Consider the following 23120-nt stretch of genomic DNA (forward strand, 5'->3'; position numbering starts at 1 on the left):
ACACCAACCCACAAGGACCAATGGAACCCTCACCCTCTATGATCGACGGCGCATTCTGGTTTACCACAAGCGCTATTCTGCTTTTGCTTGTCCTGTCGGGCTTTTTCTCGGGTTCTGAAACAGCATTGACCGCCTCATCGCGCGGTAAGTTGCGGGCGCAGGCCGACAAAGGGTCTCGCGGCGCACAAAAGGCGCTGGATATCACCGACGACAACGAACGTCTCATCGGCTCGGTCCTGCTTGGCAACAACCTGGTCAACATCCTTGCGGCATCTTTGGCGACTGCTTTGTTCACCAAACTGTTCGGGGAAAGTGGCGTGGCTTTGGCGACGCTGGTGATGACCCTGCTGGTGCTGATTTTTGCCGAGGTGCTGCCAAAAACCTATGCCATCACAAACGCCGAAAAAGCGGCATCTTTGGTGGCGCCCATTATCAGTGTTGTCGTCACCGTATTCTCGCCTGTTGTGGCAGCAGTACGTCTGTTGGTGCGCGGCGTTTTGCGCCTCTTCGGCGTTCGGATCGATCCCGACAGCAACATTCTGGCTGTGCGGGAAGAGATCGCCGGTGCATTGCAACTGGGACACTCGGAAGGTGTGGTCGAAAAGGAAGACCGCGACCGAATTCTTGGCGCGCTCGATCTAGGTGACCGCGCAGTTGAAGAGATCATGCTGCACCGCTCGAACATCGAGATGATTGACGCAGACGACGCGCCCGAGGCGATCCTTCAACAATGTCTGAAAAGCCCTCACACCCGCCTGCCGGTCTTTCGGGACGAACCCGAGAACATCGTAGGCGTCGTCCACGCCAAGGACCTGTTTCGGGCCATGTATGCCCACGCCGGGGATCGCGAAAGCCAGCCGAACCAGTTAGAGAGTTTCGATATCTCGAAGGTGGCCAACGATCCGTATTTCGTACCCGAAACCACCACTCTTGACGATCAGATGCGGGAATTCCTGCGGATGCACAGCCATTTTGCACTGGTCGTGGATGAGTATGGTTCGCTGCGCGGATTGATCACGCTCGAGGATATTCTGGAAGAGATCGTTGGTGAGATCGCGGACGAGTTTGATCTGGAAGAAGATGTCCCCGTCACGCGCACAGATGATGGTCAATTTCTGGTTGAAGGCGCGATGACGATCCGTGACGTGAACCGGGCAATGGAATGGTCCCTGCCGGACGAAGAGGCAAACACCGTCGCGGGTCTTGTCATTCACGAGGCGCAGATGATCCCCATCGTAGGTCAGGTCTTTTCCTTCCATGGTTTCCGTTTCGAGGTCACCGCACGCGAGGGCAATCGGATCACCGAGCTCAAAATCCGACCGTTGTAACGAACAATCCGCGACACCTTGTGTCGGGAACGGAACAGTAAACCCGCACCCGCCCTTGCAGGTTCGGGGTAAATTCGGATGGAGGCGAGGACGTGAAGACGACAACGCAAGTGGCAGTAATCGGCGGAGGAGTTGTCGGCTGTTCCGTCCTTTATCACCTGACCAAGCTGGGATGGTCTGACGTCATGCTATTGGAACGCTCGGAACTTACCAGCGGGTCCACGTGGCACGCGGCGGGCGGGTTTCACACGCTGAACGGCGACACCAATATGGCCGCGCTGCAGGGCTATACGATCCGCCTGTACAAAGAACTGGAAGAGATTACCGGCATGTCCTGTGGCCTGCACCATGTTGGCGGGATCACTTTGGCGGACAATCAGGATCGGTTCGACATGTTATTGGCCGAACGCGCCAAGCACCGCTTCATGGGGCTGGAAACCGAGATCGTTGGACCTGATGAAATCAGGAAAATTGCGCCAATTACCAATACGGACGGCATCATAGGCGCGCTTTATGATCCGCTGGACGGGCATCTGGACCCTTCCGGTACAACTCATGCCTATGCCAAGGCTGCGCGCATGGGTGGGGCCACGATTGAAACCCATTGCATGGTGCACGAAACCCTGCAACGGCGGGATGGCACTTGGGATGTGGTCACCGACAAGGGCATCATTCACGCGGAGCACGTGGTGAATGCAGGCGGCTTATGGGCGCGCGAAGTCGGGGCGATGGCGGGCGTCTATTTCCCGCTGCACCCGATGGAGCATCAGTATCTGGTCACCGACACGATCCCTCAGATAGAAGCCATCATTGATGCGGGCGGAGAGCATCCGCATGTGATGGACCCAGCCGGAGAAAGCTATTTGCGGCAGGAAGGGCGCGGGCTTTGCATCGGGTTTTATGAACAGCCTTGCAAGCCTTGGGCCGTAGATGGCACGCCTTGGGAGTTCGGGCATGAATTACTGCCCGACGACTATGACAAAATCACCGATAGTATCGAGTTCGCCTATCGCCGTTTCCCGGTCTTGGCCGAAGCCGGGGTGAAATCGGTAATCCACGGGCCGTTCACCTTTGCGCCCGATGGGAACCCTCTGGTCGGCCCCGTCCCCGGGTTGCGCAACTACTGGTCTGCCTGTGGTGTAATGGCGGGCTTCAGCCAGGGCGGTGGCGTGGGTCTGACGCTGGCGCAATGGATGATCGAAGGCGAGCCCGAGCGCGATGTCTTTGCCATGGACGTGGCCCGGTTCGGCGACTGGATCAGCCCCGGCTATACTCGCCCCAAGGTGATCGAGAACTATCAGAAACGCTTTAGCGTTTCCTACCCGAACGAGGAACTGCCCGCCGCGCGCCCCAATCGAACCACGCCGATGTATGACATCTTCACCGATCTGGGTGCAGTCTGGGGTCAGCAATACGGGCTGGAGGTTCCAAACTATTTCGCCCAGGATGGTGAGCCCGAATACGAAACACCTTCATTCCGCCGGTCTGACGCATTTGCGGCCACTGGACGCGAGGTACGTGCGGTGCGCAATGCAGTGGGTATCAACGAGGTCCACAACTTCGGCAAATACCGTATCACCGGCCCCGATGCGCGAACATGGCTCAATCGGATCATGGCCGGGCGTATCCCGCAGCCTGGTCGCCTGTCACTGACGCCGATGCTGTCACCCAAAGGCAAGCTGATCGGGGATTTCACCGTATCTTGCCTAGATGAGACCGAGTTCCGCCTGACCGCATCTTATGGCGCGCAAGCATTTCATATGCGGTGGTTCCTGCAGCACCAGAAAGGCGATGTTCACATCGAAAACATCAGCGATCGCCTGAACGGGTTTCAGATTGCTGGCCCCAAGGCCACGGAAGTTCTAGCGGCGTGTACCCGAGACGACCTCTCGGACCTGCGTTTCATGGATGTCCGCCGAGTGACCTTCGGCATGACTGACTGTATCGTGCAACGTGTAAGCTACACCGGAGATCTGGGTTACGAGATCTACTGCGATCCGATGGCGCAGCGGCAGCTTTGGTGGACGCTCTGGCAGGCCGGAGAGCCGCTCGGCATGACCCCTTTCGGTATGCGGGCGATGATGAGCCTGCGTCTGGACAAGTTCTTTGGGTCGTGGATGCGAGAATATTCGCCCGACTACACCCCAGGTGAAACCGGGTTGGACCGCTTCATTTCATTCTCGAAACCCGATGATTTCATCGGACGTGCCGCCGCAGAATTAGAGCGCTCGGAAAAACCTGCGCGCAGGTTGGTTTCCTTCATCGTTGATGCCGAAGACGCTGACGTGAATGCTTATGAACCGATTTGGCTACAGGGTGAGGTTGTGGGCTTCTGCACCTCGGGCGGGTATTCCCACCATGCGCAACAATCGGTTGCTTTGGGTTTCCTTCCTGTTGAACACATCGCGGAGGGAACAGAGGTCGAGATCGAAATTCTTGGTCAAATGCGTAAGGCCCGGATGGTGTCGACCCCTTTGTTTGATGGTGACGGAACCCGAATGCGGGGATGACATCAGCCAGCCAGAACGTCATTCTAGGCGCATGAAAAAAATACCAATTATCTTGCTGGCTGCCGGTCAGTCCAAGCGTATGCGTGGACAAGACAAATTGCTGCAACAAGTGGACGGGATGACCCTGATGCGCCGATCCGCCCTAACTGCAATGGATGCCGGAGAGGTGTTCGTCGCGCTGCCCCCAAGGCCACATGATCGGTATACCGCATTGGACGGGTTGGACTTGCACAGGATCGAGGTTGTCGATGCGGCGGAAGGGATGAATGCCAGTTTACGCCGTGCATTGGCTCATATCCCAAGCGATGCCCCGGCGGTCATGGTTTTGTTGGCCGATCTGCCCGAGATCACGGCGCAGGACTTAACCGCAGTCTTGTCCGCTGTCATTGATCACCCCGACCACTTGATTTGGCGTGGAGCCACAGCCTCGGGTAAGCCCGGTCATCCGGTGGTTTTTGATCAAAGTCTGTTTTCCGAGCTTAACACCCTGTCCGGTGATGAAGGGGCTCAATCCGTTGTGCGTGCCCATTTGGACAAGGTTTTCTTGCTGCCCCTGCCCGGAGAACATGCGTTACTGGATTTGGACACACCCGAGGATTGGGCACGTTGGCGCAATCAACGTTAAGTCAAAAGTAACACGGCCCGGTCTTCTCAGACCGGGCCGGTGCCCAAAACGGGATTACCACGTTTCACACGTTCCAAAAGCGCGGCCAAAAAATGCCAGTGGCACCTTGGCTATTCCGCTGCCGAACCTAAACAAGACCCCCTCGTTAACATGCCGCTGAGCGCTTCTGGTAACAGTGACGAGCTTTTGGCACCCCCTAGTGCCATCAGCTTCCCCTCGCTTGGGCATGCCTATCGTCACCGATCCGCCCCGCGCAAACAACGCTAAAACAGGAATTTCGGTTAATTTTCGACATATCAGAATGGTTTTTCCGCAACATCTCTGAAATCGGCAATCTACCTAAAGATGTTTATTAACCCCCGATGAATGCAGGGAAATTCGAATATGATCAGATCTATATGAAAATTGATTTATATTGTTCATGGTTGTTTGCGTTTCAGCGACCTGCTCACGAGAAGGGCGTACAACCTAAAGATGATTTCACGGAGTGTAAAAATCCACTTGCATCATTTGTTATCGAATTTGTCTCAATTCTTCACTTTTCTCTTTCTGGCCCTTCATTGGGAAACAATTTGGAAGATTCGCTGGTTTGATTCGTCCCGTTTTGCACCTTCCATCCATTCAGATCGGCGAATAAGACATCCGATTTATGGCAAAATTAAGATTTCTTAACCTTTGTTAAAGGAAATGATCAGACTGGTGCCGCATCTGCTGTCTTAACGCGCGACCGCATCCGCGTGATATAAACAGGAGACCAAAATGAGCATCCGAAAATCTTCTCTTCTCATGCCGCGCACAACCAGTTGGGTTGGCGTCAGCGCCCTAAGCGCCGCGCTTCTTGCGACGACCGCCCTGCCCTCCAAGGCAGACGAAGCGCTGGCGAATCTGGTCGAGAGCGTATCGCCGTCTGTCGTGACCATTGTCGCGGAACAGAAAGCGCGCCAGATGCCGACCCAGGGACAGAACTTTGATTTTGAGGGACATCCGTTCGGTGAATTTTTCAAACGTTTCGGCGCGCCTGAAGGCTTCGATGCACCGCAACGCGGTCCGGCACAGGGTCTGGGATCGGGATTTGTACTTGATGAGGAAGGCTACATTATCACCAACCACCATGTCGTCGACAATGCCGAGTCTGTGACCGTCCGCCTAAGCGACGACCGTACGTTCGAGGCCGAAGTCATCGGGACCGACCCTTTGACGGATATCGCCGTGCTCAAAATCGACGCGGGTGAGGACTTGCAAGCCGTGGAACTGGGCGACAGCGATATCATCCGTGTGGGCGAAGATGTTGTCGCCATCGGAAATCCGTTTGGGCTCAGCTCGACCGTGACTACGGGGATCGTTTCGGCCAAGGGTCGCAACATCTCGCAGGGGCCATACGCCGAATTCATCCAGACGGATGCCGCAATCAACAAGGGTAACTCGGGTGGACCTTTGTTCAACATGGACGGAGAGGTAATTGGGGTGAACTCGGCCATATACTCGCCAACCGGCGGATCGGTGGGCTTGGGCTTTGCAGTAACGTCCAACATCGTGGACCACATCGCCTCTGATCTGCGCGATGACGGTCAGGTTAGCCGCGGCTGGTTGGGCGTCTCGATCCAGAATGTCAGCCCCGAAATCGCCGCCGCGATGGGTATCGATGCTTCAACCGGAGCGCTGGTATCTGACGTGGTTGATGGCAGCCCGTCAGAGGGTATCCTCAAGCAGGGCGACGTTATTCTGATGTTCAACGACGAAGCCGTCGAATCCAGCAGCGACCTGCCAATTCTTGTCGGAACAACCAAAGTTGGTACCGACAGCACCCTGACCGTTTTGCGTGACGGTAAAAAACAGCAGATTGAGCTGACCATCGGCCAGTATCAAAGCGCCTCGGCCGACATCGACACGTCTGTTGACGATGCGATCGAAGGCTCTGCTCTGGGTGTGACAGTTGCCCCACTGACCGATGCCAACCGCACCGAGATGGGACTAAGCGAAAACGTCAGCGGTGTTTTGGTCACCGCGCTTGAATCCGGTAGTCCAGCCGCCAAAGCCGGACTGCAACGCGGTGACGTTATCGTAAAACTGGGTAGTCAGAACACAACCACACCGGACGCGTTGAAGGCTGCACTGGAAAGCGAAAAAACCGGCCCCGCGTTGGTTCTGATCAATCGAGCAGGCAACCAGATCTTTGTTGCGGTGGAAATCGCCTGATCTGACACCCGCGCGCGCCACGTGATGGGGAATATCTGGCGTGCGCCTCCCCGGCGGGTTGATTTGTCCGCTCTCCGCCGGGACTGCCGGGTGCGCAACGACGCACCCGGCACGTTCTTTCCCCAAACACAGTGCGTGACCCGACATTCTGTGGTTAAATTCAAAGTGAAAGGAGTTCGCATCATGAGCCGTCGCCTGTTGATCGTCGAAGATGACGCAGACACCCGCGAGTTCATCGCCAAAGGCTTTGGCGAGGAAGGCTATGTGGTCGAACAGGCCGCAGATGGCCGCGAGGGCCTATACCATGCCACCGATGGCGGGTTCGATGCCATCGTGCTGGACAGAATGCTGCCGGGGCTGGACGGATTATCTCTGATCCGTTCCCTTCGGGCTGCCGGAATGAAGACCCCGGTGTTGATGCTTACCGCGATGAGCGCCGTGGATGAGCGGGTCAAAGGGCTGCGGTCAGGAGCGGACGACTATCTGGTAAAACCATTTTCTTTCCAAGAGTTGCACGCCCGTATTGAAGCACTTTTAAGGCGACCTCAGGAATCTGAGGAAAGCGCGACACTGACTTGTCGCGATCTCGAAATGGATCTGCTGACCCGCAAAGTAACGCGCGAAGGACACGAGATCACGCTGACACCGCGCGAATTTCAGATCCTCGAATACTTCCTGCGACGCAAGAACAGGGTGGTGTCACGAACCATGTTACTAGAAGGTGTGTGGGATTATCATTTCGACCCGAACACCAATGTTGTGGACGTCCATATCTCAAAACTGCGGAGGCAGTTGGATGAGGACGGTCGGACACCATTGATCGAAACCGTCCGCGGTGCGGGTTACATGATATCTGATGGATAACATACGGCTTTCGTTCAACAATTCCAGGACGCGCTTTGTCTTGGCCAGTATGATCCTCAGCACATTGCTGACGGCGACGGTACTTGCGCTGGTCTATGTGACCGCAAATCGCAGCATTGAGGGCGAAACGCGGTCGGTTGTGTCTGCAGAATTGACTGGCTTGGCGGATGAGTACGAGCGCCGGGGATTGATCGGATTATTAACGGCCATTGAGCGCCGCCTGCCCTCGGCCTCAGAACGAGATGCGCTTTATCTGCTAACTGACCGATTTGGCGCGAAACTTGCTGGTAACCTGAAACAATGGCCAGTCGATATCACCGCGGGCAGCGGTTGGGTCGAACTTGAGCTGCACCGGGCGGACAATGACCAGTTGGTACCGATTTCGGCGGCTTCGATCCGCCTGCCTGGTGGAGAACGACTCTTGGTCGGTCGAGACGCGTTGGCACGGCAACAATTTGACCGGGTTTTGTTACGTTCGGTTGGAATAGCGCTGGGAATTGCACTTGCGTTGAGTGTTTTGACCGGATGGTTGTTTACCAGGTTGGTCTTTTCACGCCTGTCCGACATTGCCAGCACCGCGGAAAACATAGTCTCTGGGGACTTGTCCCGCAGAATGCCAATGCGCGGGACCGGAGACGAGTTTGATCAGGTGGCAGGAACACTGAACACGATGCTGGACCGCATCGAGGAATTGATTAGCAATCTGCGCACGACTTCGAATTCTATTGCTCATGACCTCCGCTCCCCTCTGTCGCGTCTCAAACAAAGGGTCGAGGCGTTGTCAGACCCTGCCAAAACCGATCACGAAAGAGAAATTGATGTCGCCCGTGCATCCGTTGAAATCGACCATGTTTTGCGTGTGCTGGGTCAATTGACCGAGATTTCACGCGCCGAAGCCGGTGTCGGGCGTGAACAGTTCGAAACCGTCGATCTGCAGCAGCTTGTCGGAGATGTCGTGGAACTCTATGAACCGGTCGCCGCTGATCAGGGGTTAAATCTTGAAGTTGTGGGGTCGGTCGCTCCGATACAGGGCCACCGTCCACTGTTGTCTCAGGCGTTGTCCAACTTGCTCGAGAACGCCCTGCGATATGCTCCTGAACACACAGCAATAACTGTAACAGTCAGTGAAGATGGCCCTAACGCTATCCTTAGCGTTCGTGACCACGGCCCCGGAGTTCCACCAGAAGATCTGCCGCGCTTGCAGGTGCCATTTGTTACGCTGGATCCTGCCCGTACCGAGCGTAACGCAGGGCTTGGATTGGCCCTTGTCGCCGCGATTTCACATATGCATGGCGGGGCCTTCACTGCGCGTAATTGCAACCCCGGCCTTGAGGCGACGATCAAACTGGCACGCCATTAATCGCCATTATTTTGTTCTTGTAGCGTTTATCTTCCGTGACGTCCGCACCAAACCAGTCCGGAGGCGCATAGGCCAGCGCCTCGGGTTCGGAAAGGAATTCCACCTCGACCAGGCGCAACGGGGCGAGATCGCCAAAGAAGATATCCAACTCGAACACCCGACCATCTTCCATGCGGCCCGTGTAGCGCTCTTTTTCGACCCGACGTCCGTCAGTTTCAGGCCAGAAGGTCTCAAATTGCTCTGCCGATATCTCTGCCTCACGTTCGATCCGTACCAATGACCCAGCGCCCTTTAACGTCAGGTAGTAGCGGTCGCCTTTTTGCCGCAGGCGTAGCTCGGTGGAATCATCAGGTGCAGTCAGATAACCCTGACGCACCACTGCCCTTTCAGCCCTGCTCAGATCGGGCAGTTCCGCCACCAGGAATTTACGTTCAATCTCGGCGCTCATCTTTTTGAACCCAAACCATCTTCCAGTTCATCGAACAATGCCTGATAAGCTGCACAGGCTTGGCTGCGCGGAGCGTAGATACTGATCGGTGCGCGGTTCTGGCCCATACGTTCAATATCTGCGGCGAACGGAATTACGGTCTGCAAAAACCTTTTGCGGTACTGTTTGCGCATGCTTTCCATCGTTTCTTGGTGCAAGGACTTGCGTTGCTGAACCATCGAGAAGAAAGCCTTTATCTTCTTTCTGGGCAACTTCTTTTGCTCAAAGAAGCCAACCAACTGATCGAAAGTTCGTTCAGACAAAGTAGTGGGTATAACGGGCACGACGATCTGATCCGCTGCCTTGAAAATGTTTTCGGATAGTGTCGAAAAATTCGGTGGGCAATCCAGTATGATTACGTCGTAGTCACTCCCTGCACCAACCAAGGCCTTTTTCAACCGCGAGCGCTTGTTGCGCATACGCGACAGAAACACGTCAAAGTCCCTAAATGTCATGTTGGCAGGCAGAACATCAAGCCCGTCAAAGTCGCTGGCACGGATGGATTTTGTAAACCTCTCAACGTCTTCAAAGAACGTGGCCTCGGTCAGCTTTTTGGACGGTTTGACGCGCAGATAAAAGCTGGATGCCCCCTGCGGATCAAGATCACACAAAAGAACAGTATTCCCGTCCTTGGCAAAAGCGTAAGCTAGGTTAACTGACGTCGCGGTCTTACCAACCCCGCCCTTATTGCTGTAACAGGCAATGATTTTCACGCCTTAATCCTCCTTGTGGTGAAACAGGCTGCGAAACATGTTTCTAACTTGTGGGCTATCGAAGTTCTGGAAGTTAGCAATCACCCGCGCGCGCTCGACTTTTTGCCTTTGATCCAAGACCGCAATAAGGCCTCCGACTGCCATCGCCAATTGCGCATCCGCTCGGTGCTGGGTATTTGTCCGCTGCTGGATAAAGTCAATTAACGCCTCTTGCTGAACCGCGGCGTCATTGAAAAACCCAAGGTTATCTTGCAATTTTTTCAGAGGCTTGAGGATTCTTTTGAAAGCACTTTGGTCAAAGAGTGGGCAAAAAAACTCCACCAGGTAGCGTAACTTTTTGCAGTCAATCCTAAGATCATGAACCAAAGAATCGGGTGTTTCCCCAGTGATCATGCGTGCGCGTTTACAGACTTTGCGATAACGCTTCCAAATCAACGCACAGGCGTAATCGTAAGCGCCGCGCTGCGCGTTGGGGCCGGGCTCAAAGTTGGATGGATCTGAAAACAGCTTCAAAGTCTCGCTGACGTGTTTCTTGTATTTCGCCGATCGCAAACGCCTGCACAAAGCGGCGTGTACCTGCTTTCTCTCGTCTTCGAGCATTGTAAACATGATACCCGCACCCACATGAAGACTCGGCGGTAACAATTTAAAATAATTATTCTTCTCTAGCAGATAGACATCCAGATCCCGCACCCGCCCGGTTGGTGCCATAAGATCAGAAAACGTTCGTTTCAATTTGATGGTTTGCCGCTCGGAAAACACGCCTTTAAACAGGCTGAGAACTGACCGCACGCGCCGCAGGGACACGCGGTAGTCGTGAAGAAACTCGGTGTCGATATCCGCAAGCAACCCCGTCTCATTCTGGCGCGCGACGGTCAGGAAAGTATGGATCAGGTCAGTCGCCACCTCGACCGAAGGCTCGGTCTTTCCCAGTCTTATTTCTGGCTTTGCCCGGTAAGGAACAGTGTCTGGAAAGAGGGTAACGTACAGAGATTCCAGTCCAACATTCACGTCCAAATCTATGTTATCACGCAATAAATGAAATGTTCGATCATAGCCTTTCATGCGCCCAAGTGTCAGAATACAGGCTTGGCCGTGCTCTGACGTCAGCGTTGTCAACACCCCCCGCACCCGCGTTTTTTGCAGGTCGTCTAAGACAGATAAATCTTGGGTCGACATCACACCTGATCCGATGCGCATAAACGCTCGCAGTTTCGGAAAATCACCCAGTGCATCGCGAACGGGGCCAGCAGTAAGATCGCTTAGAAAACAGCCTTCTGCCCGAGCTTTCTGCGCCAAGACCATACCGTCGCCGACCAATTTCAGTTCATCGGATATCTGGAAAAGTACGCGACCCGTGGCCCGGATTGACTGGTCGTGACAATCCAAGACATGAAAAGGCTGGTGCAAAAGCCCTTTTTCGACCGATAAAACATACCCTTTCAGGCGTGACGAAATACGCCGCGCGTCAAAGCCGCCTGCCAAAATGAAAACAGCGTCAGTATCCGTCATCGCAAACAACCCCTGCCCGATGAGACAAGACATTGTCAGGAGATGGCGATTCCGCCCCGAAATCAACCCTTTCTCACGACTGCACTGGGCTTGTCGAACTTGCCGATGACAGAGCGGACGCATCGGGCTAAGACGAGACCATGTCTGATCCTGTTTCCTCGATCCGAAACCTTGGCCCTGCATTTGAACAGGCCTGTGCCCGCGCCGGCATCCATTCGGCACAGCAGTTGCGCGATCTGGGTGCGGATGCAGCTTATACCCGCCTGCTGCGCAGTGGCTCGCGCCCACATTTCATCGGCTATTACGTGCTTGTGATGGGGCTGCAGGGGCGTCCATGGAACGATTGCAAAGGCGAAGAGAAGAAGGCGCTGCGCAAACGGTTCGATGCGATCAAGGCCGGGGTCAGTACCGCGCCTGAGATGCAGATCATCGCTGATCTGGATGCGATCGGCGTGCGGGTCTCGGCTGCGGACCTCAAACCCGAATGAAAAAGGCCGCCCCCGGTGACGGGAACGGCCCTGAATTCTGCGGTAGCTAAGGTTTAGCCGACCAGTTCGATGCCCGAGAAGAAATAGGCGATCTCCACGGCGGCGGTTTCCGGTGCGTCGGAACCGTGGACCGAGTTTTCGCCAACGGATTCAGCGAACTCGGCGCGGATGGTGCCGGCGGCGGCGTCTGCGGGGTTGGTTGCGCCCATGACTTCGCGGTTCTTGGCAATGGCGCCTTCGCCTTCCAGAACCTGAACAACAACCGGAGCCGACGACATGAATTCGCACAGTTCGTCATAGAACGGACGCTCGGCGTGGACTTCGTAAAACTTGCCAGCTTGCTCTTTGGTCATGTGGATGCGCTTTTGCGCAACGATGCGCAGGCCCGCGTCTTCGAACTTGGCGTTGATCTTGCCAGTCAGGTTGCGGCGGGTTGCATCGGGTTTGATGATCGAGAATGTGCGTTCCAGTGCCATATCGGCCTCTCCTTACAATGTGGCGCGTGGTGTGCGCCGAAATCCATCGCGCGCCGCGTAGCACGGTATGTGCTTTATGAAAAGCACTATGTGACGTGGCGATTAGATCGTGTCGGGTAGCGGGTCACGCAAGTCTACCCGGCGGACATATAGGATGGACAAAAGCCCGGCGAAACTGCTGGCGCACATCATGCCCAAAACAACAAAGGGCGCGTTTTGCGCCGTGACCAGCGCGCCCGTGGCCATGGTCAGCAACGCGCCAAGCGCCACGGTCATCGCCCCCGACAGCCCCGCCGCACTGCCCGCCAGTTGCGGGCGCACCGACATCAGCCCGGCGGTCGCATTGGCCACCGTCAACCCGTTGCCGAACCCCACTAGAATTGCCGAGCCGAAAAAGGTCCAGACGCTGCCGCCCTCGGCCGCGAAAACCACGAACCCCATCAAGGGCCCGACCGAGGCTATCACCCGCCCCGTCAAAATCATGGAGTTCAACCGGATCCGCGCCGCCAGCCGCCCGGTCAGATAGCTGCCCGCCATGAACCCCAGCGTGATGATCCCGATCCCCAATCCCAGCAGCGCCGGGTTCAGGTCGAACCACGTCGCCGCAACCAAAGGCGCACCGGTGATAAAGGCATAGAACCCTCCAATCGAAAACGCAGCACAGAAGGAATAGCCCCAGAACCGGCGCGAGTTGAAGAGCTGCGGATACAGTTTCATCTGCGCGGCGAAAGTGGCAGTTGTGTTTGTGTTGGTCTCGCCCAGATCGACCCAGATCAATGCCAAGAGGCCCGCGCCCAGAAGAACATACAAAATGAACCCGGCGCGCCAGCCAAACAGCATCTCAAGCAGACCGCCCAGCATCGGCCCCAGCATTGGGGCAAGCGCCATGGCCATCGAGACATAACCCAGCTTTGCGGCGGCCTCGTTCGGTGAATGCATATCCCGGATCGCGGCCCGCGCCAGCACCTGCCCGGCCACCACGGCGCCTTGCAGCATCCTAAATCCAAGAAAAACCCAGATCGACTGCGCCAGCGCACAGCCGATTGACGCCACGACGAAGATAACCATGCAGACGAGCAAAACCGGCCTGCGCCCGAAGCGGTCGGACAAAGGCCCCATGATCAGCTGCAGCACTGCCGATAGCGCCAGATAGCCAGCGACCGACAGGTTCACCAACGCATACTCCGCCTGCAACGCCTCACCAATACTGGGCAGAGACGGCAGGAACATGTTCAGCGACAGCACGGACAGCCCGGTCAGCAGGACCAGCGTGATCATCGACGGAGGCGTCTGCGCGGGCTTCATCGCGTATTCCTGTTTAACCAAACATGTCAGCGCTATCACACTGATCACGCAATGAACATGCCAAGCCGCTGGCGGCGGCATCACGCCTCTGCTAAGAGCGGCCCATGCTACGGATCGAAGACATCAATTACGCCGTCGAAGGCCGCCCTTTGTTCGACGGGGCCAGTGCGACCATTCCCGATGGGCACAAGGTGGGGCTTGTGGGCCGCAACGGCACCGGCAAGACTACCCTGTTCCGCCTGATCCGGGGAGAGCTGGCGCTGGAATCGGGCAATATCGTGCTGCCGAAACGCGCGCGGATCGGCGGCGTGGCGCAAGAGGTGCCCTCGTCTGATGTCTCGCTGATCAACACCGTTTTGGCGGCCGATACCGAACGCAGCGCCCTGATGGCCGAAGCCGACAGCGCCACCGACCCTGCCCGCATCGCTGACATTCAGACCCGGCTGGCCGATATCGACGCCTGGTCGGCCGAAGCGCGCGCGGCCTCGATCCTGAAAGGTCTGGGGTTTGACGACGAGGATCAGCTGAAACCCTGCTCGGATTTCTCGGGCGGCTGGCGGATGCGGGTTGCGCTGGCAGCGGTGCTTTTTTCGCAGCCCGACCTGCTGCTGCTGGACGAACCGACCAACTATCTGGACCTCGAAGGCGCTCTGTGGCTGGAGAGCTATCTGGCCAAATACCCGCACACGGTCATCATCATCAGCCACGATCGCGGGCTGTTGAACCGCGCGGTGGGGTCGATCTTGCATCTGGAAGACCGCAAGCTGACCTATTACGCGGTGCCTTACGACAAATTCGCCGAACGCCGTGCCGAACGTATTGCGCAGGCGGAATCGGAGAACGCTAAGGCCAAGGCCCGCATCGCGCATCTGCAAAGCTTCGTGGACCGGTTCCGCGCCAAGGCCACCAAGGCTGTGCAGGCCCAATCGCGCCTGAAGATGATCGAGCGCATTCAGCTGGTCTCAACCCCGCAAGAGGCCGCCCTGCGCGCGTTTTCCTTCCCCGAGCCCGAGGAGCTGTCTCCCCCGATCATCCATATTGAGGGCGGCGTGACCGGCTATGGCGACACCGAGGTGCTGCGCCGTCTGAACCTGCGCATCGATCAGGATGACCGCATCGCCTTACTGGGTAAGAACGGTCAGGGCAAGTCGACCCTGTCGAAACTGCTGTCCGACCGTTTGCCCCTGATGGCGGGCAAGATGACCCGCAGTTCCAAGCTGCGCATCGGCTATTTCGCGCAGCATCAGGTGGATGAGCTGTATGTGGACGAGACGCCCCTGGACCACCTGCGCCGTTTGCGCCCGGATGAGGCACCGGGCAAATGGCGATCCCGTCTGGCCGGGTTTGGCCTGAACGCCGATCAGGCGGATACAGAGGTCGGGCGTCTGTCGGGCGGCCAGAAAGCGCGCCTGTCGCTGCTGCTGGCCACGATTGATGCGCCACATATGCTGATTCTGGACGAACCGACCAACCACCTGGACATCGAAAGCCGCGAAGCGCTGGTCGAAGCGCTGACTGCCTATTCCGGCGCGGTGGTTCTGGTCAGCCACGACATGCACCTGCTGTCGCTGGTTGCGGATCGGCTGTGGCTTGTCTCGGACGGGTCGGTAAAACCGTTCGAGGGCGATTTGGAGGCCTATCGTGCCCTGCTGCTGGCCCGCGACAAGCCGGTCAAGGAAAAGCCTGCCGCCGCGAAGCCAAAACGCCCCTCGCGGGATGCGATGCTGGCCCTTCGCGCCGATCTGCGCAAATGCGAAGAACGGATTGAGAAGCTGACGGATATGCATGAAAAGCTGTCTGCAAAACTAGCCGATCCGGCCTTGTATGAAGACGATCGGATCAACGATCTGGAAACCTGGAACCGCAAATTCGCTGAGGTGGTTGAAGCGATGCAAAAAGCCGAAGCCCTTTGGGTGTCCGCCGCAGAACGTCTGGAGGAAGCTGAAGCGTCATGACTTGCCCAGTCACCGAAACTAAAGACATGATAGCCGGTATGCGCCCCGCGCGTCAGCCCGGTGAATATGCCTTTGTTGTCTGGCCCCCCGACGCAGAATGGCCAAGGGGCACACGGGCCAGCTGTATCGAGGCCGAGGGCCTTTCTCTGATCGTTCCCTTCAAGGCAGCGCAGAACGGCGCTGTACCTATGCGCTGCATTACCCTGCAGGTGCATTCCTCGCTTGAAGGTGTCGGTCTCACCGCTGCCGTCTCAAGTGCGCTTGCGCAAGCTGACATTCCGGCAAACATGGTTGCGGGGTATCACCATGACCATGTTTATGTTCCCAGCGATCAGGCCGATAAGGCCGTAGCAATCCTGACAGAACTTCAGGGCGGTGCCACAGGATGATCGACCTAGCCTTTTTCGTCACCGCATTCACCACCCTGTTCGTGGTGATCGACCCGTTTGGCACCACGCCCATCTTCGTGGCGCTGACACAGGATATGGATGCCGCAACCCGCCGCAAAACCGCGATCCGTAGCTGCCTGACCGCCGTTTGCATCCTGATCGCCTTTGCTGCCTTTGGCGAGGCGGTGCTTGGCTTTGTTGGCATCTCGATGGAGGCGTTCCGCGTCGCTGGTGGCGCATTGCTGTTCCTGACCGCGCTGGACATGCTGTTCGACCGCCGCACCAAACGGCGCGAGGACCGGGCCGAGGAAGAGGAGCACCCCGACCCGTCCGTGTTTCCGCTGGCCATTCCGTTGATCGCGGGGCCGGGCTCGATAGCCACGATCATCCTGCTGGCCGGGCAGCACCCCGGCGTTCTGGGTATCGTCGAGGCTTGCATCGTCATGCTGGCCGTCATGGCCGTTGTTTTCATTTTTTTCCTGTCGGGTGGCGTGATCGCGCGCATTCTGGGCAAAACCGGTTTGAACGTGCTTACCCGTTTGTTGGGAATGCTGCTGGCGGCTCTGTCTGTTCAGTTCATATTGGATGGTCTCAAAGCCTTTGGTTTTGCGTCCTGAGCCCCATATATCTTTCAATAGAATTGGATAGGATGATGGTATGGACGGCGACAGCTTTGCACGTTTGGCATATTTGAGCCTGCTTGGCGCGGCTGTTGTGGCGTGGTTTTTTTCCCAAAACCGGCAATCCCTGAACAAAACCTTGCAACAGGCGATGGCCTGGGTTTTCATCTTCATTGGCGTTATCGCCGTGGTCGGCCTATGGGAAGATATCCGCTCAACTGTTGGTCCTTCGCCTCAGATGACCGTAACCGGCGAGGTGATCGAGGTCCCCCGTGCGTATGATGGTCACTACTATCTGCCGGTCGAGGTTAACGGCCAGTCGATCACCTTTCTTGTTGATACAGGAGCCAGCCAGATTGTGCTGGCCCAGCGCGATGCCGAACGTCTGGGCATTGATCCTGATCAGTTGAACTATATCGGCCGCGCCGCAACGGCGAATGGCGAGGTCCGGACGGCGCCGGTGCGTCTGGATACGCTGACGCTGGGCCCGGTTACAGACCGCAATGTCTCGGCCTGGGTAAATGAAGGAGAGCTGTTCCAGTCGCTGCTGGGCATGGACTATCTGCATCTTTTCTCGAACATCCAGTTTGCGGATGGGCGCATGATCCTGTCGCGTTGATCGCACTTCACCATTGAGAACAAAGTAAGAACATGCTAACCTGAATGCATGTCTGCACATCTTCTTGATCGTAAAGCCAAACGCACAGCAGCGGGCCTGGCACTGCATCCTCAGATCACCTTACAACTGGGCCGCGTGCACGAAGCCTGTGGCCCTGCTCGACGCAGTTTCGCCACCTGGCTGGCCGGTCAGACGCAAGGTCCCGTGCTGTGGATTTCCCCCGCGTGGGAGCCGGGCCAGTTGAACCCTGACGGCATGATGCCCTTTGTCGATCCCGGCCGCTTCATCTTTATCCACCCAACCCGCGCCGAGGATATTTTATGGTGTCTGGAAGAAGCCCTGCGCAGCGGGGCGATCCCGCTGATCATCGGTGACCTGCCTGGTGCGCCCAGCCTGACGCCCGTGCGCCGAATGCATCTGGCCGCCGAACAGGGGGGCACGCTGGGGCGGGCTCCGCTGGGGCTGTTGCTGACACCGGGTGATGGCGGCGCGCAGGGGGTTGAGACGCGCTGGCACATGGCCGCGAACCACACTCAAGAGGCCCGCCGCTGGACCCTGACCCGCCGCCGTGCCCGCGCCCTGCCCCCGGTCACATGGCAGGCCACCCAGACCAAACCGCGCGTCGGATTGAACCTGCAAAGAACGGCAACCGACGAGGTATCAGTGTGACACCACAGCGTGATCACGAAAGAAGTGACTAGCCAACCCCTACCCTGCGCCCTAGCGTTCCGGGAATGAGCCACGCAATCCACGACAGCCGCTATTCTTGGCTACGCCTTACAATCACGCTTGCCATCGCGATGGTGGCGAATGTGGGCATGTGGGCGGTCATCGTGGTCATGCCCGCGATTGAGACACAGTTCGACGCGGGGCGGGCCGAAGCCTCGCTGCCTTACGTTCTGACCATGATCGGCTTTGCGCTGGGGAACATGTGGCTGGGGCAACTGGTCGATCGGCTGGGTGTGACCAAGGCGTTGATCGGGGCAGCCGTGCTCAGCACCGTCAGCTATGTGCTGGCAACCCTAGCGCCGAACATGGTCATGCTGTCGCTGGCACATCTGTTGGTGGGACTAGGCACCTCGATCGGGTTTGGTCCGCTGATCGCCGATATCTCGCACTGGTTCATGAAGCGGCGCGGCATTGCCGTGGCACTGGTGGCCAGCGGCAACTACCTGTCGGGCGCGATCTGGCCCACCCTTCTGTCGGATATTCTGGCGCGCGACGGCTGGCAGCAGGTCTATCTGACGCTGGCCCTAATAACTCCGGTGATCGTCATCCCCCTGTCCCTATTGCTGCGACGTCAGGTTCCGGCCGAGGCGCATCAGACCGCAGCCGTAAGCGCCAGCATCAAGGCAAGCAGCGTCGGGATCTCACCACGCGCGTTGCAATACATTCTGGGTCTGGCCGGGATCGGGTGTTGCGTTGCGATGTCGATGCCGCAGGTTCACATCGTCTCATACTGCGTTGGGCTGGGCTATGGGCCCGCCGTCGGGGCCGAGATGCTGTCACTTATGTTGCTGGGCGGCGTGGTCAGCCGCGTGATTTCCGGGATGGTGGCCGACAAGCTGGGCGGGCTGATGACCCTGCTGATCGGGTCAATACTGCAATGCATCTCCCTGTTTCTGTTCCTGCCCTATGACGGGATGGTTTCGCTTTACATCATCAGTCTCATGTTCGGGCTGGCACAGGGTGGGATCGTACCCAGCTACGCGCTGGTTGTGCGCGAATACATGCCTCCGCAAGAGGCCGGAGCCCGCGTGGGCTTTGTCATGATGATGACCATCATGGGGATGGCTCTGGGCGGCTGGATGTCGGGCTGGATTTACGACGTAACCGGAAATTATCAATTGGCCTTTATCAACGGCATTCTCTGGAACGGGCTGAACATCGCAATCCTGCTGATGTTGCTGAAGCGCTCGCGCCCCCGCAGGCAGGAGGTCATGGCATGACCCAAGTAACACGACGCGCCGTACTGGCAGGCTTGGCTGTACTGACCCTTGCGGGTTCAGCACTGGCTGCGCCGCGCACGTACCAATTGGTGCCGGACGGAACATCCGTCGATTTCACCTTTGACCTTTCCGGCATCTCACAATCCGGCACCATGCCCATCGAATCCGCCGACATTCGGATCGACCTGAACGACCTGCTGAACAGCCGTGTGGACGTGATCCTGAACGTCGCCAAAGCGCGGACCAAGCTGCCATTCGCCCGCAAACCCATGCTGAGCGAGAGCGTCCTGGATGCCGAAGGGTTTCCAACCATCCATTTTGTGTCAACAAGCGTACAACTTGGTGAAAGCGGCCGCATCTCTCAGGGCGCCAGGATCAGCGGGGATTTGACCGTTCGTGGCGTCACCCGCCCAATTGAATTGAAAGCTGATCTATTCCGACCTCCGGGCAGTGCCGCTGACAATCTGAACGACCTGTCCATCCGCCTGACCGGAGAGTTGAACCGGCACGATTTCGGCGCGTCAGGCTATGCTGATCTGGTACAGGACACCGTAGGCTTGGACATCCGGGCGGAAATCCAACGCTCACAATAGCAGAAAAACGACGCGTCAAGGTCGATAAGCTGCGCGCATCTTGCTGCGGATGTCCCAAGGTGGTGTCGTTATGCGCACGATGATTTCTTTTGCCGCCCTGTTTCTTTCGGTTATTCTGCTGCAGTTGTCGACCGGCGGCGTGGGGCCGCTTGACGCCATCTCGGGACTTACGCTGGACTTTTCAACCGAGCAGATCGGTCTGCTGGGATCGGCACATTTCATTGGCTTTTTTGTGGGTTGCTGGTGGGCTCCTCGTCTGATGGGCAGCGTGGGACATTCCCGCGCCTTTGCTGTCTGCACGGCATTGGGCGCGATGGGGTTGCTGGGGCATACTCTGACAGAAAACCCGAACGTCTGGGCCGTACTACGGATCGCGTCAGGCACCTGCGTCGCTGGGTGCTATACAGTGATCGAGGCCTGGCTGAACGCCAAGGTCACCAACGAGTCGCGTGGCCGTGTCATGGGCAGTTACCGCATCGCCGATCTGGGCGCGTCGCTGTGTGCCCAATTGATCATCGCCGTGCTGCCGCCCGCATCTTATGTCTCATACAACTTGCTGGCCATTTTGTGCTGTGCCTCACTGTTGCCACTGACCTTGACCAAGGCCAGCCAACCTAAAACGCCCGACGCCCCTCGCCTGCGTCCTAAACTGGCATGGCGCAGTTCACCGCTGGCTGTGGCGGGCGTGATCGTCGCGGCGCTCAGTTCGGCATCCTTCCGCATGGTCGGACCGGTCTATGGGCAAGAGGTCGGACTTGGCGTCGACCAGATTGCTTTCTTTCTGGCGTCTTTCGTTCTGGGCGGGGCACTGGCGCAATACCCGGTGGGTTGGTTGGCCGACAAGTATGACCGTCGCTGGGTGTTGATCTGGCTGTCTGCCGCAGCGGTCCTGAGTTGCGGCATCACAATGGCAGCCGGTGGGGCGGGAACAATAGGCGTGATGTTGGCTGCGGGTATCTTTGGATTGACGACATTCCCGATCTTTTCCGTCTCGTCTGCGCACGCAAACGACTTTGCCACAACCGAAGAACGGGTCGAGCTTTCAGCCGCATTGATGTTCTGGTTTGCGCTGGGTGCGATTGCGTCACCCTATGTATCGTCTAACCTGATTCAGCAGTTCGGCCCGGGCGCGTTGTTTGCGTTTGTTGCTTTGGGTCATGTCTTCCTGATCGTATTTGGCCTGGCGCGAATGCGGTCGCGTCCGACACCGGATGAGCGAACAAACTATGTCTACGCTCCGCGAACATCCTTCACGATTGGGCGGCTGCTGAAACGGTCACGTGAGGCCGGCAAAAACAACCCCTGAACCGGTCGAATTGAGTTAACAATTAACGCCACACGCAAAAGCCGGGCTTTTGCTGCCCGGTTACATAAGGTAGACGGGCGCGCAGACAGTTACGTGGACACGCAAAATGGCTCGGATTCTCATCACCTCGGCGATCCCCTACATCAACGGGATCAAGCACCTCGGCAACCTGATCGGCTCGCAGCTGCCGGCTGATCTGTACGCGCGCTATCAGCGTGGCCGCGGGAATGAGGTGATGTTCCTGTGCGCCACCGACGAACACGGCACCCCGGCCGAGCTGGCCGCCGCCAAAGCGGGTAAGCCTGTGGCCGAATACTGCGCTGACATGTATGCCGTTCAGGCCGATATCGCGAACCGGTTCGGACTGAGCTTTGATCACTTTGGCCGGTCGTCCAGCGATCAGAACAAGCACCTGACCCAGCATTTCGCGGGCAAACTGGACGAGGCCGGGCTGATCCGTGAAGTCAGCGAGAAACAGGTCTATTCCAACGCCGATGGCCGGTTCCTGCCCGACCGCTATATCGAGGGTACCTGCCCCAATTGCGGCTATGACCGCGCACGCGGCGATCAGTGCGAGAACTGCACCAAGCAGCTGGACCCAACCGACCTGATCGAGCCCCGCAGCGCGATCAGCGGCTCGACTGATCTTGAGGTCCGCGAGACTAAGCACCTGTATCTGCGTCAATCCGCGATGAAAGATCAGCTGGATGCGTGGATCGACAGCAAGGCTGACTGGCCGATCCTGACCACCTCGATTGCCAAGAAATGGTTGCATGACGGAGACGGCCTGCAGGATCGCGGCATCACCCGCGATCTGGACTGGGGCGTTCCGGTCAAGAAAGGCGATCAGGACTGGCCGGGGATGGAAGGCAAAGTCTTCTATGTCTGGTTCGACGCGCCGATCGAATATATTGCCTGTGCCAAGGAATGGGCCGATGCCAGTGGAAAGCCGGATGCCGAGTGGGAGCGCTGGTGGCGCACCGACAAGGGTGCGGATGACGTGCGTTATGTGCAGTTCATGGGCAAAGATAACGTACCCTTCCATACGCTCAGCTTCCCGGCCACCATTCTGGGATCAGGCGAGCCGTGGAAGATGGTCGATCACCTGAAATCCTTCAACTACCTGAACTATGATGGTGGCCAGTTCTCGACCTCTCAGGGTCGTGGCGTATTCATGGATCAGGCGCTTGAGATCCTGCCCGCCGATTACTGGCGCTGGTGGCTGCTGAGCCATGCGCCCGAAAGCAGCGACAGCGAGTTCACATGGGAAAACTTCCAGCAGTCGGTGAACAAGGACCTCGCCGACGTGCTGGGCAACTTCGTCAGCCGGATCACCAAGTTCTGCCGTTCGAAATTCGGTGAGGCCGTGCCTGAGGGTGGCGTTTTTGGTGAGCGTGAACAGGAGCTTATCGCAGAGCTCACCCGCCGGGTCCGCGCCTATGAAGATTTTATGGAATCGATGGAGGTTCGCAAATCTGCGCAAGAACTGCGTGCGATTTGGGTCGCGGGCAACGAATACCTGCAATCCGCCGCGCCCTGGTCAACCTTCAAGGAAGACCCGGCACAGGCTGCCGCACAAGTACGCCTTGGTCTGAACCTGATCCGACTGTACGCCGTGTTAAGCGCACCGTTCATCCCCACCACCTCGGCTCGGATGCTGAGCGCGATGAACACGCTGGACACCGATTGGCCAGAAGACATCGCAGCCGCGTTGAACGCCCTGCCCGCTGGTCATGAATTTGCTGTTCCAGATGTTCTTTTCGCCAAGATTACCGATGAACAGCGCGAAGACTGGCAAACTCGTTTTGCTGGCACCCGCGACTGA

21 protein-coding genes are annotated in these 23120 nt (G+C 57.5%); 16 read left to right on the forward strand and 5 right to left on the reverse strand.

The annotated features are described in order from the left end of the window. The first annotated feature begins 20 nt into the window (after window positions 1-20). The 6 genes from J7380_RS14445 (at window position 21) to J7380_RS14470 (ending at window position 8883) form a co-directional block, all read left to right on the forward strand. Window positions 21-1328, forward strand: coding sequence for an HlyC/CorC family transporter (locus J7380_RS14445; RefSeq protein WP_209196486.1), 1308 nt, complete (start codon window positions 21-23; stop codon window positions 1326-1328). 92 nt (window positions 1329-1420) lie between these two features. Next, window positions 1421-3838, forward strand: a complete 2418-nt coding sequence (locus tag J7380_RS14450) for an FAD-dependent oxidoreductase (protein ID WP_209196487.1) — start codon at window positions 1421-1423, stop codon at window positions 3836-3838. Between the two features lie 31 nt (window positions 3839-3869). Further along, window positions 3870-4463, forward strand: a complete 594-nt coding sequence (locus J7380_RS14455; protein WP_209196488.1) for a nucleotidyltransferase family protein — start codon at window positions 3870-3872, stop codon at window positions 4461-4463. Window positions 4464-5222: 759 nt separating this feature from the next. Then, entirely contained in the window at window positions 5223-6659 is a 1437-nt protein-coding gene (locus J7380_RS14460; protein ID WP_209196489.1) for a Do family serine endopeptidase, read from the forward strand. A gap of 183 nt (window positions 6660-6842) precedes the next feature. Continuing rightward, window positions 6843-7523 carry a response regulator transcription factor gene (locus J7380_RS14465; RefSeq protein ID WP_170352976.1) on the forward strand — a complete coding sequence of 227 codons (681 nt, stop codon included), beginning with the start codon at window positions 6843-6845 and terminating at the stop codon, window positions 7521-7523. Then, window positions 7516-8883 carry an ATP-binding protein gene (locus tag J7380_RS14470; RefSeq protein WP_209196490.1) on the forward strand — a complete coding sequence of 456 codons (1368 nt, stop codon included), beginning with the start codon at window positions 7516-7518 and terminating at the stop codon, window positions 8881-8883. The genes J7380_RS14465 and J7380_RS14470 overlap by 8 nt, the downstream gene beginning before the upstream one ends. Here J7380_RS14470 and J7380_RS14475 read toward each other — a convergent pair. The 3 genes from J7380_RS14475 to J7380_RS14485 are packed head-to-tail and all read right to left on the reverse strand — an operon-like array spanning window position 8864 to window position 11595. After that, window positions 8864-9331 carry a CYTH domain-containing protein gene (locus J7380_RS14475; protein WP_170352972.1) on the reverse strand — a complete coding sequence of 156 codons (468 nt, stop codon included), beginning with the start codon at window positions 9329-9331 and terminating at the stop codon, window positions 8864-8866. The genes J7380_RS14470 and J7380_RS14475 overlap by 20 nt on opposite strands. Next, window positions 9328-10083 carry an AAA family ATPase gene (locus J7380_RS14480; protein ID WP_209196491.1) on the reverse strand — a complete coding sequence of 252 codons (756 nt, stop codon included), beginning with the start codon at window positions 10081-10083 and terminating at the stop codon, window positions 9328-9330. Before J7380_RS14480 ends, J7380_RS14475 begins: the two co-directional genes overlap by 4 nt. 3 nt (window positions 10084-10086) lie before the next feature. After that, a complete protein-coding gene (locus J7380_RS14485; RefSeq protein WP_209196492.1) occupies window positions 10087-11595 on the reverse strand; it encodes a CHAD domain-containing protein in 1509 nt (502 codons plus the stop codon). A gap of 140 nt (window positions 11596-11735) precedes the next feature. Here J7380_RS14485 and J7380_RS14490 point away from each other — a divergent pair, with 140 nt between their 5' ends. Next, on the forward strand, window positions 11736-12083 hold the full coding sequence (locus J7380_RS14490; protein WP_209196493.1) for a TfoX/Sxy family protein: 348 nt from the start codon (window positions 11736-11738) through the stop codon (window positions 12081-12083). Window positions 12084-12136: 53 nt separating this feature from the next. On the opposite strand, the gene ndk is transcribed toward J7380_RS14490, so the two are convergent. Both ndk and J7380_RS14500 read right to left on the reverse strand, forming a co-directional pair. Further along, complete coding sequence (gene ndk / locus J7380_RS14495) at window positions 12137-12559, reverse strand: nucleoside-diphosphate kinase (protein ID WP_170352964.1); 423 nt, start codon at window positions 12557-12559, stop codon at window positions 12137-12139. 102 nt (window positions 12560-12661) lie between these two features. Beyond that, window positions 12662-13864 carry a multidrug effflux MFS transporter gene (locus J7380_RS14500; protein WP_209196494.1) on the reverse strand — a complete coding sequence of 401 codons (1203 nt, stop codon included), beginning with the start codon at window positions 13862-13864 and terminating at the stop codon, window positions 12662-12664. Between the two features lie 104 nt (window positions 13865-13968). Between J7380_RS14500 and J7380_RS14505 the strand changes: the two genes are divergently transcribed. The 9 genes from J7380_RS14505 to metG all read left to right on the forward strand — a co-directional run bounded on the left by J7380_RS14505 (window position 13969) and on the right by metG (window position 23120). Beyond that, complete coding sequence (locus J7380_RS14505; RefSeq protein WP_209196495.1) at window positions 13969-15819, forward strand: ABC-F family ATP-binding cassette domain-containing protein; 1851 nt, start codon at window positions 13969-13971, stop codon at window positions 15817-15819. Continuing rightward, on the forward strand, window positions 15816-16208 hold the full coding sequence (locus J7380_RS14510; protein WP_209196496.1) for an ACT domain-containing protein: 393 nt from the start codon (window positions 15816-15818) through the stop codon (window positions 16206-16208). The genes J7380_RS14505 and J7380_RS14510 overlap by 4 nt, the downstream gene beginning before the upstream one ends. Next, window positions 16205-16825: a MarC family protein gene (locus tag J7380_RS14515; RefSeq protein ID WP_170352956.1), complete on the forward strand. Its 621-nt coding sequence runs from the start codon at window positions 16205-16207 to the stop codon at window positions 16823-16825. The genes J7380_RS14510 and J7380_RS14515 overlap by 4 nt, the downstream gene beginning before the upstream one ends. Window positions 16826-16865: 40 nt before the next feature. Then, entirely contained in the window at window positions 16866-17447 is a 582-nt protein-coding gene (locus J7380_RS14520; RefSeq protein ID WP_209196497.1) for a TIGR02281 family clan AA aspartic protease, read from the forward strand. Window positions 17448-17495: 48 nt separating this feature from the next. Then, window positions 17496-18116 carry a hypothetical protein gene (locus J7380_RS14525; protein ID WP_209196498.1) on the forward strand — a complete coding sequence of 207 codons (621 nt, stop codon included), beginning with the start codon at window positions 17496-17498 and terminating at the stop codon, window positions 18114-18116. Between the two features lie 65 nt (window positions 18117-18181). Then, window positions 18182-19396 (forward strand): MFS transporter, encoded by a 1215-nt coding sequence (locus J7380_RS14530; protein ID WP_209196499.1) that lies wholly within the window; start codon window positions 18182-18184, stop codon window positions 19394-19396. Continuing rightward, complete coding sequence (locus tag J7380_RS14535) at window positions 19393-19989, forward strand: YceI family protein (protein ID WP_209196500.1); 597 nt, start codon at window positions 19393-19395, stop codon at window positions 19987-19989. Before J7380_RS14530 ends, J7380_RS14535 begins: the two co-directional genes overlap by 4 nt. Window positions 19990-20059: 70 nt before the next feature. Then, window positions 20060-21295 carry an MFS transporter gene (locus J7380_RS14540; RefSeq protein WP_209196501.1) on the forward strand — a complete coding sequence of 412 codons (1236 nt, stop codon included), beginning with the start codon at window positions 20060-20062 and terminating at the stop codon, window positions 21293-21295. A 106-nt stretch (window positions 21296-21401) separates the two neighbouring features. Then, window positions 21402-23120: a methionine--tRNA ligase gene (metG, locus tag J7380_RS14545; RefSeq protein ID WP_209196502.1), complete on the forward strand. Its 1719-nt coding sequence runs from the start codon at window positions 21402-21404 to the stop codon at window positions 23118-23120.

The sequence above is a fragment of the Ruegeria sp. R8_1 genome (assembly GCF_017743815.1).
Classification (GTDB): domain Bacteria; phylum Pseudomonadota; class Alphaproteobacteria; order Rhodobacterales; family Rhodobacteraceae; genus Ruegeria; species Ruegeria lacuscaerulensis_A.

Excerpts from the sequence above, each read along its gene's own strand:
- J7380_RS14455 (WP_209196488.1), top strand. The coding sequence starts at position 3,870 with ATGAAAAAAATACCAATTATCTTGCTGGCTGCCGGTCAGTCCAAGCGT.
- J7380_RS14525 (WP_209196498.1), top strand. The coding sequence starts at position 17,496 with ATGTCTGCACATCTTCTTGATCGTAAAGCCAAACGCACAGCAGCGGGC.
- J7380_RS14500 (WP_209196494.1), bottom strand. The coding sequence starts at position 13,864 with ATGAAGCCCGCGCAGACGCCTCCGTCGATGATCACGCTGGTCCTGCTG.
- ndk (WP_170352964.1), bottom strand. The coding sequence starts at position 12,559 with ATGGCACTGGAACGCACATTCTCGATCATCAAACCCGATGCAACCCGC.
- J7380_RS14510 (WP_209196496.1), top strand. The coding sequence starts at position 15,816 with ATGACTTGCCCAGTCACCGAAACTAAAGACATGATAGCCGGTATGCGC.
- J7380_RS14535 (WP_209196500.1), top strand. The coding sequence starts at position 19,393 with ATGACCCAAGTAACACGACGCGCCGTACTGGCAGGCTTGGCTGTACTG.
- J7380_RS14490 (WP_209196493.1), top strand. The coding sequence starts at position 11,736 with ATGTCTGATCCTGTTTCCTCGATCCGAAACCTTGGCCCTGCATTTGAA.
- J7380_RS14540 (WP_209196501.1), top strand. The coding sequence starts at position 20,060 with ATGCGCACGATGATTTCTTTTGCCGCCCTGTTTCTTTCGGTTATTCTG.
- J7380_RS14520 (WP_209196497.1), top strand. The coding sequence starts at position 16,866 with ATGGACGGCGACAGCTTTGCACGTTTGGCATATTTGAGCCTGCTTGGC.
- J7380_RS14505 (WP_209196495.1), top strand. The coding sequence starts at position 13,969 with ATGCTACGGATCGAAGACATCAATTACGCCGTCGAAGGCCGCCCTTTG.
- J7380_RS14475 (WP_170352972.1), bottom strand. The coding sequence starts at position 9,331 with ATGAGCGCCGAGATTGAACGTAAATTCCTGGTGGCGGAACTGCCCGAT.
- J7380_RS14465 (WP_170352976.1), top strand. The coding sequence starts at position 6,843 with ATGAGCCGTCGCCTGTTGATCGTCGAAGATGACGCAGACACCCGCGAG.
- J7380_RS14460 (WP_209196489.1), top strand. The coding sequence starts at position 5,223 with ATGAGCATCCGAAAATCTTCTCTTCTCATGCCGCGCACAACCAGTTGG.
- J7380_RS14530 (WP_209196499.1), top strand. The coding sequence starts at position 18,182 with ATGAGCCACGCAATCCACGACAGCCGCTATTCTTGGCTACGCCTTACA.
- metG (WP_209196502.1), top strand. The coding sequence starts at position 21,402 with ATGGCTCGGATTCTCATCACCTCGGCGATCCCCTACATCAACGGGATC.
- J7380_RS14470 (WP_209196490.1), top strand. The coding sequence starts at position 7,516 with ATGGATAACATACGGCTTTCGTTCAACAATTCCAGGACGCGCTTTGTC.
- J7380_RS14445 (WP_209196486.1), top strand. The coding sequence starts at position 21 with ATGGAACCCTCACCCTCTATGATCGACGGCGCATTCTGGTTTACCACA.
- J7380_RS14515 (WP_170352956.1), top strand. The coding sequence starts at position 16,205 with ATGATCGACCTAGCCTTTTTCGTCACCGCATTCACCACCCTGTTCGTG.
- J7380_RS14485 (WP_209196492.1), bottom strand. The coding sequence starts at position 11,595 with ATGACGGATACTGACGCTGTTTTCATTTTGGCAGGCGGCTTTGACGCG.